We start from the raw sequence: 16,772 nt of genomic DNA on the forward strand, positions 1-16,772 counted from the left end.
AGCGTGGGGGCGGCGGCGTACCGGTGAGGGCGGCGACGGGCCGTCCGGGACCCGGGAGCTGCCGATGCGGATCCGGCCACGGCGACGCGCCGCCGTACGCCCACTGCGCCGCGTCCTGTCGGCCGGCGTCGTGCTCGTCCTGGTGGTGCCGGCGTACGCGTGCCGACCCGAACTGACCCCGCCCGGCGCGCCCACCCCCTGGCCAGCCGCACAGGCCCGCCTCTGGCAGTGGCAGTGGCAGCTCAGCGGCCCGCTCGATACGGCGGTGGACGCGGATGTCTTCCTGCTCGACCCGGTGGAGACCACCGCCGCGCAGACCGCCGAGCTGCGGTCCCGGGACCGCCGGTTGATCTGTCAGGTGTACGTCGGCTCGGTTCGCTCCGCCGACCCGGATGCCAGCCGGTTCTCGGACGTCGTGCAGGGCTCCGCCGCTCGCCGACCCGACAGCCGGTGGCTGGACGTCCGGAGCTGGGACGCGCTGGAGCCGGTGTTGGCCGACCGGTTCCGGTTGTGCCGGGGCAAGGGTTTCGGTGCGGTGGCGTTCGCCGACGCCGACGGGTACGCGTCTCGCACGGGCTTCCCGCTCGACTTCGACGACCAGCTGCTGTTCAACCGCCGGCTCGCCCAACTGGCCCGCTCACTCAGCCTCTCCCCCGGGCTGGTCAACGACGTGCCGCAGCTCGCGGCGCTGGCCCCGGACTTCGACTTCGCGGTGAACGAGGAGTGTGTCCGGCTGCGCCAGTGCGCCAAACTGCTGCCGTTCGCCGACGCGGGCAAGCCGGTCTTCCACGTCGAGTACACCGGCGCGACCGACGACTTCTGCGTCACCACCGTCGGCTACGGCTTCGCCTCGATCCGGAAGGACCGCGACCTGGATGCCTGGCGGGAAGCCTGCCCGCTGCCCTAACCCCACCCCACCCGAACCCCACCCCGCCCCACCCCACCCCACCCCGCCCCACCCCACCCCGCCCGCGATCTTGCACTTTCGGTCGTCGATTCGGCGGGGTTGGCCCGCTTTGTCGCGACGGAAAGTGCAAGATCAGCGGAGCGAGGGGGTGGGGGTGGGGGTGGGGGGGTGGGGTCCGGCGGTTAGGGGACCGGCACCAGCTCCGGGGTCGAGGCCGGCGGGTCGGCCGGGGCGACCCTAGGGCGCTGGCGCAGGAAACGCGGCGCCCACCAGTTGGCGTCACCGAGCAGGGTCATCAACGCCGGCAGCACCACTCCCCGGATGATCGTGGCGTCCAGCAGGATCGCCGCCGCCAGGCCGATGCCGAGCTGCTTCATGTCGATCGTGCTCAACGTGGCGAAGATCGAGAAGACGCCGACCATCACGATCGCCGCGCTGGTCACCACCCCGGCGGAGGAGGTGATCCCGTACGACACGGCGTCGCGGTTGGGCATGCCGGCCCGGACCCCCTCGCGGATCCGACTGACCACGAACACGTGGTAGTCCATCGAGAGGCCGAAGAGCACCACGAAGAGGAACAACGGCAGCCAGGACACGATCGCGCCCATCGACGTGAAGCCAAGCAGCCCTTCGGCCCATTCGCCCTGGAAGACCAGCACCAGCAGCCCGTACGCGGCACTGGCGGAGAGCAGGTTCAACGCGATCGAGCTCGCCGCCACCACCACCGACCGGAAGGTGAACACCATGACCAGGAAGGTCAGCACCAGCACGAAACCCATCACCAGCGGCAACTTGTTCCGGACGTGCTTGGCGTAGTCCGCACTGTCGGCCACGCTGCCGCCGACCGCGTACTCGATGCCCGGGATGCCCCGCAGCTCGGCCGGGACCAGGTCGCCGCGCAGCTTCTCCAGCGACCGCACCGACCGGTCGTCCCGACTGGAGTACGGGGTGGCGACGTCCAGCACCGACACTCGCCGGTCGGCCGACACCTCGATCTTCGGGCCGTCCGCCTCGGCCGGGGCGAACAGCGGGTCCCCGGTGGCCCGGGTGGACAGGTCGGTGAGGGCGGCGCGAACCCGGTCGGCCTGCTCGGCCGGTGCCCGGACGGCCACCACGTGGTTGGTGCCGGTGCTCGGGAACGCGGCGGTGAGCCGGTCGTACGCCTGCATCGCCGGCGTGGTGCGCGGCAGGTCCTCCATGCCGGGGAACTTCAGCTTCATGCCGAGCGCCGGCGCGGCCAACGCGAGCAGCAGACCCACCGAGATGACAAGCGTCACGACCGGGGCGCGCAGCGCCGGCCGGAGCACCGCCGGCCAGAGCCGGGGTGCGCGTGGTTCGCCGTGCCGGCCCGTACGCGGCGCGGTCAGCCGCCAGAGCAGCGGCACCCGGGGGCGGTCGACCCAGCGGCCGAGCCGGGCCAGCAGAGCGGGCAGCACGGTCAGTGAGCCGGTCACCGCGACGGCGACCACCAGGATCGAGCCGATGGCCAGGGACGAGAAGACCACGTCGCCGGCGAGCAGCAGCCCGGCCATCGCGATGATCACCGCGAAACCGGAAACCACCACGGCGTGCCCGGAGGTTTCGGCGGCGATCTCCACCGCGTCCAGGCCGGAGCGGCCCTTGGCCCGTTCCTCCCGCTCCCGACGGATGTAGAACAGCGAGTAGTCGACCCCGACCGCCATGCCGATCAGCAGGATCACGGGTGACGTCGTGTCGGTGGCCGGCACCAGGTGCGAGGCGAGCGTGGACAGGCCCATCGCGGCGGCGACCGAGGAGAGCGCCAGCAGCACCGGGACGCTGGCCGCGATCAACGCGCCGAACGCGATGATCAGGATGGCCAGGGTGACCGGCAGGCTGAGCAGTTCGGCGCGCTTGAAGTCCTTGCCCAGGGTGTCGTCGAGGGCCTGGCCGATCGACGGCCCGCCGACCTGTTCGACGCGGAGCTGCGGGTGTGCGGCCTGCAGGGCGGCGGTGGCGTCGCGCAGCGGCTGCACCCGGTCCGAGGCGGTCTCCGGGTCGCCGGACATGGTGATCGGCAGCAGCAGCGCCGAGCCGTCCCGGGCGGTGACCGGCTGACCCACCGCGGCGACACCGGTGACCGTGCGCAGCCGGGCCGCCGCGTCGTCGGCCGCCGCCTTCGCTGCCGTCTGATCGAGCGCACCGCCCCGCGAGGTGATGAGGACGTTGTCCACGGCCGGGTCGTCGAAGTCGGCGGCGTCCACGATGAGGCTGGCCCGCCCGGCCTCGCCGATCGCCTGGTCGGCGCTGGTGGCCTCGTTGAGGCCGGCGGCGTTGCCGCCGATGAAGCACACCGCCACGAACACGACCCACAGTGCGATCGCCCGCCACGGGTGTTCGGCGCTCCACCGCGCCAACCGCACCGTCACCGGTCTGCTGCCCATCTCGGGTCCCCCTGTCACGTCAGCCCCATGTCAACGGTGCTGACGTTAGGTACGTGACGAGGCGGTCACATCGGGGAACGGCCCTGGCCCGCCCCGGAACCCGTACACCATGGCGGCGGGTCGATCCGGCGGGCGGCGACCCGCGCTTCGGACAGTTCCCGGGGGCCAGCCCGGAGCGTCCGGACACGACCCGCCGGGACCGACCCGGAGCCTGCTCCGGGTCATCCCCGAAGGGAGCCCCGAGGCCGTGGCTGACAGCGCGGGCAGCTGTACGAGGACCGGTTCATGAACGCCTCCCGGCGGATCGGTGCCCCGCACCGCCGGCACGGTTCGCCCTCGCGGCCGTAGGCGTTCAGCTCCCGGTCGAAGTAGCCGCTCTCCCCGTTGACGTTGACGTAGAGGGCGTCGAAGCTGGTCCCACCCACTTTGATCGCCTCGGCGAGCACGTCGCGGACGTGACCGAGCAGGCGCTGCGCGGCCGGGCCGGTCAGCGCGTCGGTGGGTCGGCCTCCGTGCAGCCCGGCCCGCCAGAGCGCCTCGTCGGCGTAGATGTTGCCCACCCCGGAGATCAGGGTCTGGTCGAGCAGCGCCCGCTTCACCTCGGTGTGCCGGCGGCGCAACGCGGCGACGAACTCCGCGTCGGAGAACTCCGGGTCCATCGGGTCGCGGGCGATGTGCGCGATCTCGTCGGGCAGATCGGCGCCACCCTCGCTCACCGCGAGCCCGCCGAACGTGCGCTGGTCGACGAAGCGCAGCTCCGGCCCGTCGTCGGCGAACCGGAACCGGACCCGCAGGTGCGTCTCGTCCGCGGTGCCGAGTGGCTGGAGCAGCAGCTGACCGGACATACCCAGGTGCCCGATGATCGCGTCGCCGCTGTCCAGCGGCAGCCAGAGGTACTTGCCGCGACGGCGGGCGTCCAGCACGGTCCGGCCAGCGAGTACGTCGGCGAAGTGCACGCCGCCCGGGACGTGCCGGCGAACGGCGCGCGGGTGACGGACCTCCACCGAGGCGATCCGGCGGCCGATGACCCAGCGGGCCAGCCCCTGCCGGACGGTCTCCACCTCGGGCAGCTCAGGCACGCCCCAACCCCGTCTCGTGGCCGTCGGCACCCCCGGCCGGCAGGGCCTGCGCCAGATGGTCGGCCTGCTCGGCCTGGGCCGACCGCTCGGCGCGCTCCAGCGGCCCGAACGGCTCGTCCCGGTCGGCTGCGTCGTCCGGGTCGACCGGCTGGTCCTTCCGGTCGTCGCCGGTCCGCCCGTCCTGACCGTCGTCGCCGGCCTGGCCGTTCTGCTCGGCGAGCGTTCGCCAGGCAGCCTCGGCCGCCCGCTGCTCGGCTTCCTTCTTGCTGCGCCCATCGGCACCGCCGTACCGGTTGCCGGCCACCACCACCCAGGCGGTGAACGTCTTGAGGTGATCCGGGCCGGTGCCCTCGATCCGGTATTCCGGGACGCCGAGACCGAGCGCCGCCGTCAGCTCCTGCAGGCTGGTCTTCCAGTCCAGTGCGGCGCCCCGGCCAGCTGACTCGGCCATCAGCGGGTCGAAGAGCCGGTGGATGACGATCCCCGCGGTGTCCAACCCGTACTGCAGGTAGATAGCGCCGAGCAGCGCCTCGAGCGTGTCGGCGAGGATGCTCGCCTTGTCCCGGCCACCGGTGGTCTCCTCGCCCTTGCCGAGCAGCAGGTACGCGCCGAGGCCGTCCGGGCCCAGGCCACGGGCCACGTCGGCGAGCGCCCGCATGTTGACCACGCTGGCGCGCAGCTTGGCCAACTGCCCCTCGGGCAGGTCGGGGTGGTTGTGGAAGAGCGCGGTGGTGATCACCACGCCCAGTACCGAGTCGCCGAGGAACTCCAGCCGCTCGTTGGTCGGCAGCCCGCCGTTCTCGTACGCGTACGAGCGGTGGGTCAGCGCGCGCTGCAGCAGCTCGGGTTCCAGGCTCACGCCGAACGCGGCTTCCAGGTGACCGACGGACGCCCGCCGCCGCTTGTCGTTGCTCATGATGTGCGTACCTCGGTGTCGGTGGAGCGGTCGGTGCGGTTCGTCGCGGCGTCGAGCAACGCCGAGACCAGATCGATGGCGCGCCGCCGCCACAGGTGGGCCGCGAGGGCTATGCCGGAGGCGACGTCGTCGGCACGAGCGGAACCATGGCAGACGACCACCGTCCCCGCGACGCCCAGCAGGGCGGCCGCCCTGGGCGCACCGCCCTCGGCAGGGGGGCCGCCGGCCATCGCGTACGCGCCCTCGATGGCCTTGAGCAGCACGTTACCGGTGAAGCCGTCGGTGACGACCACATCGACGCGCGCGCCGAGGGTCACGTCGTACCCCTCGACCAGCCCGACGTAGCGCGCCCCACCGGGCAGCGGCTCGACGGCGAGCAACGGGTCGGTGGCCCGCCGGACCCGGTCGCCCTTGCCTGCCTCGGTGCCGACCGAGAGCAGTCCGACGCGCGGCGCGGCGATCGAGTGCGCCACCGCGGCGTAGGCGGCGCCGAGCACGGCGTGGCGGGCGAGGGTGGCCGGGCGGGGCTCCAGCGAGCCGCCGACGTCGAGGAGCACGACCGGCCCCGCCACGGCGGGCAGGGTGGCGACGAGCGCAGGTTGGCGGATCTCCGGCCAGCGGCCGAGGCCGAGCACGGCTGCGGTCACGGTGGCGCCGGTAGCGCCGGCGGAGACCAGGGCGTCAGCGGTCCCGTCGTGGACGGCGGTGACCGCAGCCCGGACGGTGCTCTGTGCGCGGGCGGCCATGGGATGGTCGGCCATGCCGACGGCAACGCGGACGGGCCGCACCGTGATCCGGGCGCGTTGCGCCGGATCGAGGGCAGCAATCAACTCGTCGGCGACCTCGGCCGGGCCGACGAGGAGCAGGTGCAGGTCAGGGTCGGCGCGCATGGCCCGCAGAGCGCCGTCAACCACGACGGCGGGAGCGTCGTCCCCGCCGAGGAGGTCAACGGCGATCCGCGCGGTGCCCGGCTCCACCGGAACGCCGACCGGAGTGGGCCGGCCGGTGTCGGAGGGAGCCGGGGCACCGGGCGAATGCCAGGATGCGCGCGCCGCCCGACCTGAGGTCGGGGGCGTCACTCGGCGTCCAGGTCAGACCTCGAGAACCTGGCGGCCGTTGTAGGTGCCGCAGACGGAGCAGGCAGCGTGCGGCAGCTTCGGGGACTTGCACTGCGGGCACGCGACGGTCGCGACCACGGTCGCCTTCCAGTTCGCCCGGCGGGACCGGGTGTTGCTGCGCGACATCTTGCGCTTCGGGACGGCCACGGTTCTTACTCCTCTGTAACGGTCAGTTGCGACAGGCCCGCCCAACGCGGGTCGATCTGCTGGTGACTGTGGTCGGCCGGCAGATCATCCCAGTGCGCCCCGCATTCGGGGCACAACCCTGGGCAGTCCTCCCGGCAGAGCGGGTTGGTCGGCAGCGTGAGCACCAACGCGTCCCGCAGCGCCGGCTCCAGGTCGATCAGATCGCCCTGCATCCGGCCCACCTCGTCCTCGTCGGTCGTGGCATCCGTGGTGCTGTCCTCATACGCGTACAGCTCCTGGATCGTCACGCCCATCGAGTCGTTGATCTCGCGCAGGCAACGGCCGCACTCGCCCCGGACGGGACCGGTGATGGTCCCGGAGACGAGCACGCCCTCGGACACCGACTGCAACCTCAGATCGAGGTCGAGGTCCGCGCCCTCCGGCACGCCGATCAACTCCACACCGAGGTCCGCCGGTGCCGGCACGACCCGCTGGACCTCACGCAACGCGCCAGGTCGGCGCGGCAGGTCCCTCGTGTCGAGGACCAGCGGCGACCTGGGGTTGAGTGTCGATGGCGAGTGCTTGGGCATAGTTAGACTCCGGCCGGTGAGAGGCCGACAAAAAAGGTTACCTGGACGACCGCCGGACCGTCGAACCGGGGGCGACGCCCGCCTGAGAATGTCGGCTGGTGAGGTGCCGCTCAGAAGGGTAGCGGGCGTTCCGCCTCATCCCCACCGAAGGTACCGATCTCCCGCAGCGCGTGCATCTTGTCGCGGCCACGCTCTATCGAGGCCAGCGCCCGGGTGAGGAACTGCTCGAAGTTGGCCAGCGCGGTGTCGACGTAGTCGTCGACCTCCTCCCGCAGGCGCTGCGCCTCGGCCCGGGCCTCGGCGATGATCCGGGCACCCTCGTGCTCGGCCGACACGGTGATCTCGTTCACCGAGACCAGGCGGGCGTGTTCTGCCTCACCCTCGCTGATGATCCGGTCCGCCTCGCGCTTGCCGGCGTCCATGATCTTGTCGCGCTCATCGAGGAGCGCGGCGGCACGACGCAGGTCGGCGGGGAGGTCGGCGCGCATCTCGTCGAGGGCAGCGATCATCTCACCCCGGTCGACCATGCAGTTGTTGCGCGACATCGGGACGGAGCGGGCCTGCTCCACCATGGCGATCAGTTCGTCGATGCGATCGAGCGGGTCCACCGGTACCTCACTCCTGTCGTTCCTCGGCCGACCTCCATGATGCGGGCTACGGCCGTTCCCCGCGCCACCAATCATGTCGTGCGAGCCCCACACAAGCCCCATCCGCCCCAACCCGGCGCGTCGCGACATCGTCACCCCGCGCCGACCTTGCACTACCTGTTACGGCAATCCGCCGCAAAAGGGGCAACGGCGCGACCGAAAGTGCAAGATCGCGGGAAGCGGATGAGTCGGTCAGGGGCGGGGGCCGAGGCGGGCTTGCAGGGCCTCGCGGACCGGGTCGGGCACGTGGGCGGAGATGTCGCCGCCCCACTTGGCCACGTCCTTGACCAGACTCGAGGAGAGGAACGAGTAGAGCGGGTTGGTCGGCATGAAGAGCGTCTCGACGCCGGCCAGCCCGATGTTCATCTGGGCCATCTGCAACTCGTAGTCGAAGTCGCTGACCGCCCGCAGACCCTTGATCAGCACACTCGCCTGCTGGGCCCGGCAGAAGTCCACCAGCAGCCCGCGGAACGACTCGACCCGCACGTTCCCGTACGAGGAGGTCACCTCGCGGAGCATGTCGATCCGCTCCTCGACGGTGAACAGGCCACTCTTCGACTGGTTCACCAGCACACCGACGATCACCTCGTCGAAGAGCCGGCTGGCTCGCCCGATGATGTCGAGGTGTCCGTTGGTGACCGGATCGAACGAACCGGGGCACACCGCACGTCTCATGATCGGCGACCGTACCAAAGGGTGGTCTCGCCGTACCGGCGACTGCGCTCGGCGGTGATCCCGTCCACCCAGTCGAACTGCCTGGTGCGACGGGACCGCTCCACCACCACCAGCGCGTCGGGCGCGAGCCAGCCGCCGTCGACAAGCGCGGTCAGCACGGCGGTGATCTCCTCGGCCGGCACCGCGTACGGCGGATCGGCGAAGACCACGTCGTAGGTCTCGCCACCGGGGCCAGCGGCGAGCACCGTCGCCACCTTGCCGGTGACCAGGCGGGCCGCCGTTCCTGCGCGCAGGGTCGCCACGTTCTCCCGGATCACCCGGGCCGCCCGCGGGTCGGACTCGACCAGCAGCACGTGCCGGGCCCCCCGGGAGAGCGCCTCCAGCCCGACCGCGCCGGAACCGGCGTACAGGTCGGCGAAGCGGGCACCGTCGAGGTCGACCTCGGCCTGGACGGCACTGAACAGCGCCTCCCGCACTCGGTCGGACGTGGGTCGGGTGCCGGCGCCGGGAGGCGCGGCGATTCGCCGGCCGCCGAGCGTCCCGGCCACGATCCGGGTCACCGTTTCCTCCTGCTCATGCCCGCGACGCTACGCGAGCCAGCGCAGACCGCGACCGACACCGCCCGTATCACCAGTCACCAGCCGACCAGGTCCGAGCCGAGCCGCTCAGCCACGGCGTCGACACCGAACGGCACCGGAGGCGGGTGCACTGGTGAGCGTTATGACTCAGAGGTATAAATATGCCGCTGAGTCATAACGCTTGTCGGGATGTCCGCCCGGCGGGCCGGACGACAGACGTCCGCACTTCGCACCGGCACTTGAGGACGATCCGGGTCCATTGCGGAGCCCCTCGCGACCGTCGCCGCCGATCCTCAGTGATCAGACGGGCACCACCAGTTCATCAAAGATCACGAATTGATTACATTGCCCAATGGCAATGATATGAACTCCCTTCATTCGTGGCCCGCCAGTACAGTCACCCCCTGTCCCCGCTTCGCGCGGGAACACCCCCGTGTTGCGCGACGTCCCGGTGAGCAGACGATCCGTCCGGTCGCCAGGCCTCCCGACCTCCCGCACACGATCCGTACCCCCTCATCAGGAGCAGGCGTTGAACCTCCCCAAGTCTCCGCTGCGGCGCATCGCGGCCATCGCCGCGGGCGCGCTGATCGGCCTCACCGGTGTTGGCGTCATGGCGTCCCCCGCCAGCGCCCACTACAGCGAGCCGAGCGGCAAAGCGGTCTGCGACACCACCACCGGCGAGTGGGTGGTGACCTGGACCGTGCAGAGCAAGGCCCACTACTCGTCCAAGTTCTTCGGGCTGAAGACTGTCCGGCTCACCCCCGCTGGCACCACCGTGACCAACATCGAGGTGTCGGAACGCGGGAAGTACCCGTACGACGTCAACACCCCGATCACGGGCGAGCAGCGGGTCCCCGGCTCGGCGACCCAGGCCACCCTCGCGGTGCAGGCCAAGTGGGACGACCGCTACTCCGAGGACAAGCCCACCAAGGGCAAGGTGACGTTCGGCGGCACCTGCACCAAGGACACCCCGCCGGCCAGCCCGACGCCGACGCCGACGGCCAGCCCGACCCCCACCCCGAGCCCCACCGTGACCCCGCCGGCTGCGGTCACCGTCCCCACCGCCAGCTTCGCCTCCGACTGCGAGGGTGCCGTCACGGTGACGCTGGCTAACGGTGCCGACGCCACGACCGACGCCAAGCTCACCGTCAAGGCGACGGGCTTCTCGGAGACCTACACCGTCAAGCCGGGTGCCAGCAAGAGTGACATCGTCGTTCCGGCCAAGGCCGGCGCGATCACCGTCAGCGAGGGCGACAAGGTCGTCGGCACGCCCTACACCTGGGCGACCCCGGAGGACTGCGTCAAGCCGGGTGAGCCCCAGGCCGGCTTCGAGTCCACCTGCGACAAGCTCGTCTTCGGCTTCGCCAACCCGGAGGACGGCAAGGCCTTCGAGGTGACCCTGACCCCGAACAAGGGCGAGGCGCAGAAGCGGACCGTCGAGCCCGGCAAGACCGTGATCGTCGAGTTCCCGGCGTCCGAGGGTCTGACCGTGACGCCGGCGGCCGAGGGCCTCGACGACACCAGCCCGATCGCCTGGGAGAAGCCGGCCGACTGCAACGCCGGCCAGGGTGGCGGCGACAAGGACGAGCCGGCGCTGCCGCTGACCGGTGCCGCGACCGGCGGGATCATCGCTGGCGCCGTGGTGCTGCTCGCCGCTGGTGCGGGCCTGTTCGTGATGGCGCGTCGTCGTCGGGTGCGCTTCACCGCCTGAGACAACCCGCTCTGAAAGCTGAGGGCGCGTCGACCATCTGGTCGACGCGCCCTCGGTGTATTCCGCTGACCAGTTGATGAGAAGCAGGCCAGGCGGGGACCGTCAGCCCTTTTCCAGGTATTCCGCGCGGTCCTCGTCGACAAGCGCGGCGACCGAGGCGGCCAGCGCCGGGTTGCGGGTCAGCTCCGGGTCCTCCTCGACGAGGGTGATCGCCTCGGCGCGGGCGTCACGGATCAGGTCGGCGTCGCGGCGCAGGGACAGCAGCCGCAGGTGCGAGCGGTGCCCGGACTGGGTGGCACCAAGCACGTCACCCTCGCGGCGCTGCTCCAGATCCAGCTCGGCGAGCTTGAAACCGTCGCTGGTGGACGCCACCGCGTCCAGCCGTTCCCGTGCCGACGAACCCTCGGCCGCTTCGCTGACCAGCAGGCAGAGCCCCGCCGCGGCGCCACGGCCGACCCGGCCACGGAGCTGGTGCAGTTGGGAGACACCGAACCGGTCGGCGTCCAGCACGATCATGACGGTCGCGTTCGGTACGTCCACGCCGACCTCGATCACGGTGGTCGCCACGAGCACGTCCAGCTCACCGGCGGCGAAGGATCGCATCACCGCGTCCTTCTCGTCGGCCGGCAGGCGACCGTGCAACACCCCGATCCGCAGGCCGTGCAGTGGCCCCTCGGCCAGCAGTGGGGCCACCTCGGTCACCGCCAGCGGCGGCCGTCGGCCGTTGTCGTCCTCGGGCGGTGGTTCCTCTTCCGACGCCGGGCCGTCACCGATTCGCGGGCACACCACGTACGCCTGATGGCCGGCGGCCACCTCCTCGCGGATCCGACGCCAGGCCCGATCCAGGTACGCCGGTTTCTCGGCGGCCGGCACCACGTGCGAGGCGATCGGCGATCGCCCTCGGGGCAACTGGGAGAGGGTGGAGACCTCCAGGTCGCCGTAGACGGTCATCGCCACCGTGCGCGGGATCGGGGTGGCCGTCATCACCAGCACGTGCGGCGGCTGGTCGGCCTTGGCCCGCAGAGCGTCGCGCTGCTCGACGCCGAAGCGGTGCTGCTCGTCGACGACCACCAGGCCCAGATCAGCGAAGTCCACGCCCTCGTAGAGCAGGGCGTGGGTGCCGAGCACGATGCCGGCGGCTCCACTGGCCACCTCGCCGAGCGCCCGTCGCCGGGCTGCCGCGCCCAGCGAACCGGTGACCAGCTCGACCCGGGTGGCGTGCTCGGCGGAACCCAGCTCACCGGCCTGCCCGAGTGGCCCGAGCAGGTCGAGCATGCCGCGGTGGTGTTGGGCGGCCAGCACCTCGGTCGGCGCCAGCAGCGCGGCCTGCCCTCCCGCGTCGACCACCTGGAGCATTGCCCGCAACGCCACCACCGTCTTGCCCGAGCCCACCTCACCCTGCAACAACCGGTGCATCGGGTGCGGGGCGGCCAGGTCCGCGGCGATCTCCACGCCGACGTCGCGCTGGCCGGCCGTCAGCTCGTACGGAAGGCGGGCGTCGAAGGCGTCCAGCAGCCCGTCGGGACGCGGCGGGCGGGGCCGGGCCGGCCAGTCCGCGGCCCGGTGCTTGCGCTGCACCAGGGTCAACTGGACGGCGAACGCCTCGTCCCACTTGAGCCGCCGCCGCGCCCGGTACAGCTCCTCCTTGCTGGTGGGCCGGTGGATCTCCCGCAGGGCGGTGCCGAGCCCGACCAGTTTGCGGCTGGCCCGCACGCTGCCCGGCAGCGGATCGTCCGGCGGGGTGAACGTGTCCAGCACGACCCGGACACAGCGGGCGATCACCCAGGTCGGCACGGCCGCCGCGGCCGGGTAGACGGGGATCAGCGCACCGGCGAACTCCTCGATCTCGTCGTTGACCGCCGCCTCGCCCTCACCACCCTCGCCGAGCAGGACGTACTCCGGGCCGTTGAGCTGCCGTTTGCCCCGGAACTCGGTGACCTTGCCGGCGAACAGCCCCCACCGGCCGGGGCGCAGCTCCCGCTCGCGCCACGCCTGGTTGCCGAAGAACGTCAACGTCAGCAGCCCGCCGGAGCCGTCGCCGACGGTCACCTCCAGCAGGTTGCCGCGCCGTTGGCGCATCGGGCGCACGGCGGTGCGCTGCACCTGGGCCAGCACGGTGACCTGCTCGCCGACGTCCAGCGAGCGGATGTCGGTGTGCTCGCCGCGCTCGTCGTAGCGTCGTGGGAAGTGATAGACCAGGTCACCCGCGGTGTGCAGGTCGAGGTGTGCGGCCAGCGCCTTGGCTGTCTTGTCCCCGACCAGCTTCTTCAGCGGAGTGTCCACGGTGGCTGGTTCGCTCATTCGATCCCTACCAGGAGCGGATAAAACGGCTGGCCGCCCGGGTACGTGTGCACCTCGACGAACGGCCAGCGCCTCGCGACGTGCGCGCGGACGGCATCGGTGAGCCCGGCCGGGGCGTCCGCCCCGGCCAGCAGGGTGACCATCTCGCCACCGCCGCCGAGCATCCGGTCGACCACGGCCGCGCAGGTGTCGGTGAGGTCGGTGCCGATCAGGTGCACCTCCCCCTCCACCAGCGCCAGCACGTCGCCCGGACGACAGGGGCCGGCCACCGTCAGCGCCTCCCGGCTGGCATGGCAGACCTCGGCGTAACGGCAGGCCCCGGCGGCCTCCGCCATCGCGATGACGTCGTCCTCGAAGCGGCGGTCGCCGTCGCGGACCGCGAGGGCTGCGAGGGCCTGCACGGGCGAGCGGGTCGGCACCACGCTCACCTTGATGCCGTGGCGATGGGCCTCGCGGGCCGCCGCGCTCGCCACCGCCTGCGTGTTGGGGTCGTTGGGCAGCACCACCACCCGGGCCGCGCCGGTGCCGCGGACCGCGTCCAGCAGCTCGCCAGTGGACGGGTTGCCCGGCACCACGGTGGCCCCCTCCGCGGCGAACAGGTCGGCGATGCCGCCGCCGGTGGCCACCACCACCGCGGCCCGGCCGTCCGCGACCGGGCCGCGGGGCGGCTCCGGTTGGTCGGCGAAGCGGGTCACCGAGATCCGGTACGGGCGGCCGGCGGCGACGCCCGCCTCGACCGCCGCGCCCACGTCGTTGACGTGCACGTGCACGTTCCAGGTGCTCTCCGGCTCGCGCCCGTCGCCGACGACGACCAGCGAATCCCCCAGCGCGTCCAGCGCCCGCCGCATCCCGGCCACCGCCTCGGCCCCGGCGTCGAGCAGGAACTGCACCTCGTACGCGTACTCGTCGGAACCGGCCTCCCGCGCGACGGTGGCCGCCGGGCGGGCGGAGCGCGGCGTCGGTGCGGGCCGGGCGGCGCTCTCGCCGGTGAGCACCTCGACCAGGGCGTCGAGCAGCACGCAGAGCCCTCGGCCGCCCGCGTCGACCACGCCCGCGAGGGCCAGCGCCGGCAGTTGCTCCGGGGTCCGGGCGAGGGCCTCGGTCGCCGCCCGGGCTGCGACGCGGGCCACCGCCGGCAGGTCGCCGCTGTCGGCGCGTTCGGCGGCGGTGGCGGCCGCCGCGACAACGGTGAGCAGGGTGCCCTCGACCGGTCGGGCAACCGCGGTGTACGCGGCGGTGGCGCCGGAGCGCAGCGCGGCGGCCAACTCCCGGCCGCGCACCGCCGGAACCACGGCGACCTCGTCGGCGAAACCCCGCAGGATCTGCGAGAGGATCACCCCGGAGTTGCCCCGCGCGCCGAGCAGCGCGCCCTGGGCCATCAGCCGCAGCGCGTGCCCGTGCGCGGTCGGCCCGCTGTCGGGCAGAGTGTCCAGATCCATCGCGAGGGCCTGCTGGGCCGAGGTGAGGGTGAGCACCAGATTGGTGCCGGTGTCGCCGTCGGGCACCGGATAGACGTTGAGCTGGTCGATCTCGCCCTGGTGACGCTTCAGCGCGGTCAGCCCACCCGCGCACCAGCGGCGGACCGCGGCGGCGTCGAGGGTGTCCAGCACGGCCAGAAGCCTACTGGCGCGCACCGACACGCGTCGGACTCGTCCGGCGTGTCCGGTTGCCCCCGCCCCGGGCGGCGCTCCCTCCCGGGCCGATCAACCCGGACCTGCCCTGCGGGTACAGTGGCCGCCGGAACCACCCCCCTGCAACCGGCGGGCCGACCCACCATCCGCTGGCGGGGGCGCGGCTGGCCACCGGGCCAGGGCGGTTGGTCCCGTCGGCGGGGCATCGGGTAGGCTGACCAGGTTGCCCGTGCAGCACCTCTGCCGGCGACCTCATGAACGTTTCAATCCCAGGAGTATCCCGTGGCTAGCGTGTGCGACGTCTGTGGCAAGGGGCCGGGCTTCGGCCACAACGTGCCCTGGTCCAAGAAGAAGACCAACCGCCGCTGGAACCCGAACATCCAGTCGGTGCGCACCCCGGCCGGTGGCGGCAACACCAAGAAGCTGCAGGTCTGCACCTCGTGCATCAAGGCCGGCAAGGTCACCCGCGCCTGACGCGGCGGCACCACACTTCTCGTTCGGCTCAGCCGGCGGACCCTGAGGTCCGCCGGCTCTGTCGTGTTCGCGCCGAACGCCGTACCGCCCGCGCCCGGAGCCGCAGGCCGCGCCCGTCGGCGACCTCAGGTCAGAGGGTGCGGCCGAAGGAGACGCAGCCCTCCGCGTCCTTGTAGAAGCCGAAGTTCGGGATCCGCTCGTAGCCGGCGGAGCGGTACATCGCGATTGCCTCGGGCTGCTTGTCGCCGCACTCCAGAACCACCCGCTTGCGGCCCTGCTCCCGAGCCGAGCGCTCGACGGCCGCCAGCACCGTGCGGGCCACGCCTCGCCCACGCGCCGCCGGGGCCGTGTACATCCGCTTCAGCTCCGCGGTGTCCGCACCGTGGCTGCGCCAGCCACCGCAGCCGACCGGCTCGCCAGCCAGATAGGCGACGAGGAACGCGCCATCGGGCGGCTCGAACTCGGTCGCGTCCACCGGGGTGTCGTCGCCGGAGCCGCCGTAGCGGGCACTCAGGTCGGCCAGGGCCGAACCGATCAACTGCTGCGCCACCGGTGCGTCGAACCGCACCACCCGGATCTCGATCTCACTCACGGTATCCAGGGTACGGCGGACGTCAGGTTTCACCGGAAGTGATCCCAGCCGGTCGGGCCCTCGTAGGGTGCGCCGTCGACCGTCACCCCGGCACCGTCTGTCACCACGCCGATCGGCCGCCAGTTCGGCGGCAACACCACCGCCGGGGGGAAGGTCGCGGCCAGCGCATGGTCGTCGCCACCGGAGAGGATCCAGGTGTACGGGTCGACGCCGAGCGCCTGCGCCGCGTCGGCCATCTGCCGGGGCACCTCGAACGCGTTCCGGCGCACATCGATCGCGACCCCGCTGGCCGCCGAGACGTGCCCGAGGTCGGCGAGCAGCCCGTCCGACACGTCGATCATCGAGGTGGCGCCGAGCCGGGCGGCCTGCGGGCCGGCCGGGTAGGGCACCTGCGGCCGTCGGTACGCCTCGACCAGCAACCGGGGGGTGCGGAAGCCCCGGGTGAGCACGGTCAACCCGGCTGCCGCGTGCCCGGTGCGCCCGGCCAGGGCGAGCACGTCCCCCGGGCGGGCACCCGAGCGCAGCACGGGCGCGCGACCCTCCAGGTCGCCCAGGGCGGTGACCGCGACGGTCAGGGTCGGGCTTGCCGACATGTCCCCGCCGACGACGCTCGCGCCGACCGTCGCGGCCTCGGCGCCCAGCCCGTCGGCCAACTCCTCCGCCCAGCCGGTGTCCAGGTCCGCCGGCATGCAGAGCGCGACCAGCAGCGCGGTCGGCGTGGCACCCATCGCCGCGATGTCGGCCAGATTGGCCGCCGCCGCCCGGTGCCCGACGTCGCGGGCGGAGGACCAGTCCCGCCGGAAGTGCCGCCCGTCGACCAGCACGTCGGTGGAGGCCACCACCCGGCCGTCCGGCGCGGTCACCACCGCCGCGTCGTCGCCCGGGCCGAGCAGGGTCGTCGGTCCGTACGACAGTCGGGCGGTGATCTTCCCGATCAGCCCGAACTCTCCAATTCCGGACACGCCGGCACCGCCGCCGGCGTTCCGCCCGTGCTGCTGCCCGGCTCCGCCGTGCTCGCTCACCGC

15 protein-coding genes and 1 pseudogene are annotated in these 16,772 nt (G+C 72.4%); 3 read left to right on the plus strand and 13 right to left on the minus strand.

The genetic code is table 11. From position 1 onward, the window contains the following. Positions 1-64: 64 nt before the first annotated feature. A complete protein-coding gene (locus C7C45_RS05145; RefSeq protein WP_110562451.1) occupies positions 65-907 on the plus strand; it encodes an endo alpha-1,4 polygalactosaminidase in 843 nt (280 codons plus the stop codon). Positions 908-1,089: 182 nt separating this feature from the next. Here C7C45_RS05145 and C7C45_RS05150 read toward each other — a convergent pair whose 3' ends face one another. The 9 genes and pseudogenes from C7C45_RS05150 to rsmD all read right to left on the minus strand — a co-directional run bounded on the left by C7C45_RS05150 (position 1,090) and on the right by rsmD (position 9,020). After that, positions 1,090-3,309, minus strand: a complete 2,220-nt coding sequence (locus C7C45_RS05150) for an MMPL family transporter (RefSeq protein WP_110562452.1) — start codon at positions 3,307-3,309, stop codon at positions 1,090-1,092. 221 nt (positions 3,310-3,530) lie between these two features. Beyond that, positions 3,531-4,388, minus strand: coding sequence for a bifunctional DNA-formamidopyrimidine glycosylase/DNA-(apurinic or apyrimidinic site) lyase (gene mutM / locus C7C45_RS05155; protein WP_110562453.1), 858 nt, complete (start codon positions 4,386-4,388; stop codon positions 3,531-3,533). Between the two features lie 166 nt (positions 4,389-4,554). Then, positions 4,555-5,304, minus strand: a pseudogene (gene rnc / locus C7C45_RS05160) (ribonuclease III); the annotation flags it as partial. Beyond that, positions 5,301-6,281 (minus strand): phosphate acyltransferase PlsX, encoded by a 981-nt coding sequence (locus tag C7C45_RS05165; RefSeq protein WP_110562454.1) that lies wholly within the window; start codon positions 6,279-6,281, stop codon positions 5,301-5,303. The gene C7C45_RS05165 and the pseudogene rnc, both read right to left, overlap by 4 nt. 114 nt (positions 6,282-6,395) lie before the next feature. Beyond that, positions 6,396-6,569 (minus strand): 50S ribosomal protein L32, encoded by a 174-nt coding sequence (rpmF, locus tag C7C45_RS05170; RefSeq protein WP_030335284.1) that lies wholly within the window; start codon positions 6,567-6,569, stop codon positions 6,396-6,398. Positions 6,570-6,574: 5 nt separating this feature from the next. Then, the gene (locus tag C7C45_RS05175; RefSeq protein WP_110562455.1) at positions 6,575-7,138 is read right to left on the minus strand and encodes a YceD family protein; all 564 of its coding nucleotides are present in this window, start codon (positions 7,136-7,138) and stop codon (positions 6,575-6,577) included. Positions 7,139-7,248: 110 nt separating this feature from the next. Next, a complete protein-coding gene (locus C7C45_RS05180; protein WP_110562456.1) occupies positions 7,249-7,746 on the minus strand; it encodes an SPFH domain-containing protein in 498 nt (165 codons plus the stop codon). 231 nt (positions 7,747-7,977) lie between these two features. Further along, positions 7,978-8,460, minus strand: coding sequence for a pantetheine-phosphate adenylyltransferase (gene coaD, locus C7C45_RS05185; protein WP_110562457.1), 483 nt, complete (start codon positions 8,458-8,460; stop codon positions 7,978-7,980). After that, positions 8,457-9,020 carry a 16S rRNA (guanine(966)-N(2))-methyltransferase RsmD gene (rsmD, locus tag C7C45_RS05190; RefSeq protein WP_110562458.1) on the minus strand — a complete coding sequence of 188 codons (564 nt, stop codon included), beginning with the start codon at positions 9,018-9,020 and terminating at the stop codon, positions 8,457-8,459. The genes coaD and rsmD overlap by 4 nt, the downstream gene beginning before the upstream one ends. A 547-nt stretch (positions 9,021-9,567) precedes the next feature. Between rsmD and C7C45_RS05195 the strand changes: the two genes are divergently transcribed. Next, positions 9,568-10,749, plus strand: a complete 1,182-nt coding sequence (locus C7C45_RS05195) for a cell wall anchor protein (protein ID WP_110562459.1) — start codon at positions 9,568-9,570, stop codon at positions 10,747-10,749. Positions 10,750-10,851: 102 nt separating this feature from the next. On the opposite strand, the gene recG is transcribed toward C7C45_RS05195, so the two are convergent. Then, positions 10,852-13,050 (minus strand): ATP-dependent DNA helicase RecG, encoded by a 2,199-nt coding sequence (gene recG, locus C7C45_RS05200; protein ID WP_110562460.1) that lies wholly within the window; start codon positions 13,048-13,050, stop codon positions 10,852-10,854. Then, on the minus strand, positions 13,047-14,660 hold the full coding sequence (locus C7C45_RS05205) for a DAK2 domain-containing protein (protein WP_110562461.1): 1,614 nt from the start codon (positions 14,658-14,660) through the stop codon (positions 13,047-13,049). Before C7C45_RS05205 ends, recG begins: the two co-directional genes overlap by 4 nt. 303 nt (positions 14,661-14,963) lie before the next feature. Here C7C45_RS05205 and rpmB point away from each other — a divergent pair, with 303 nt between their 5' ends. Next, a complete protein-coding gene (gene rpmB / locus C7C45_RS05210; RefSeq protein ID WP_091671657.1) occupies positions 14,964-15,155 on the plus strand; it encodes a 50S ribosomal protein L28 in 192 nt (63 codons plus the stop codon). Positions 15,156-15,285: 130 nt separating this feature from the next. Here the strand turns inward: rpmB and C7C45_RS05215 are convergent, their stop codons facing one another. Then, positions 15,286-15,747 carry a GNAT family N-acetyltransferase gene (locus C7C45_RS05215; protein WP_110562462.1) on the minus strand — a complete coding sequence of 154 codons (462 nt, stop codon included), beginning with the start codon at positions 15,745-15,747 and terminating at the stop codon, positions 15,286-15,288. Positions 15,748-15,776: 29 nt separating this feature from the next. Further along, a complete protein-coding gene (locus tag C7C45_RS05220; RefSeq protein WP_110562463.1) occupies positions 15,777-16,769 on the minus strand; it encodes a thiamine-phosphate kinase in 993 nt (330 codons plus the stop codon). Positions 16,770-16,772 lie beyond the last annotated feature (3 nt).

It is taken from the genome of Micromonospora arborensis (assembly GCF_003205615.1).
Taxonomy (GTDB): Bacteria; Actinomycetota; Actinomycetes; order Mycobacteriales; family Micromonosporaceae; genus Micromonospora; species Micromonospora arborensis.

Coding starts and splice junctions, on each gene's coding strand:
- C7C45_RS05145 (WP_110562451.1), top strand. CDS start 65: ATGCGGATCCGGCCACGGCGACGCGCCGCCGTACGCCCACTGCGCCGC.
- C7C45_RS05150 (WP_110562452.1), bottom strand. CDS start 3,309: ATGGGCAGCAGACCGGTGACGGTGCGGTTGGCGCGGTGGAGCGCCGAA.
- C7C45_RS05175 (WP_110562455.1), bottom strand. CDS start 7,138: ATGCCCAAGCACTCGCCATCGACACTCAACCCCAGGTCGCCGCTGGTC.
- coaD (WP_110562457.1), bottom strand. CDS start 8,460: ATGAGACGTGCGGTGTGCCCCGGTTCGTTCGATCCGGTCACCAACGGA.
- recG (WP_110562460.1), bottom strand. CDS start 13,050: ATGAGCGAACCAGCCACCGTGGACACTCCGCTGAAGAAGCTGGTCGGG.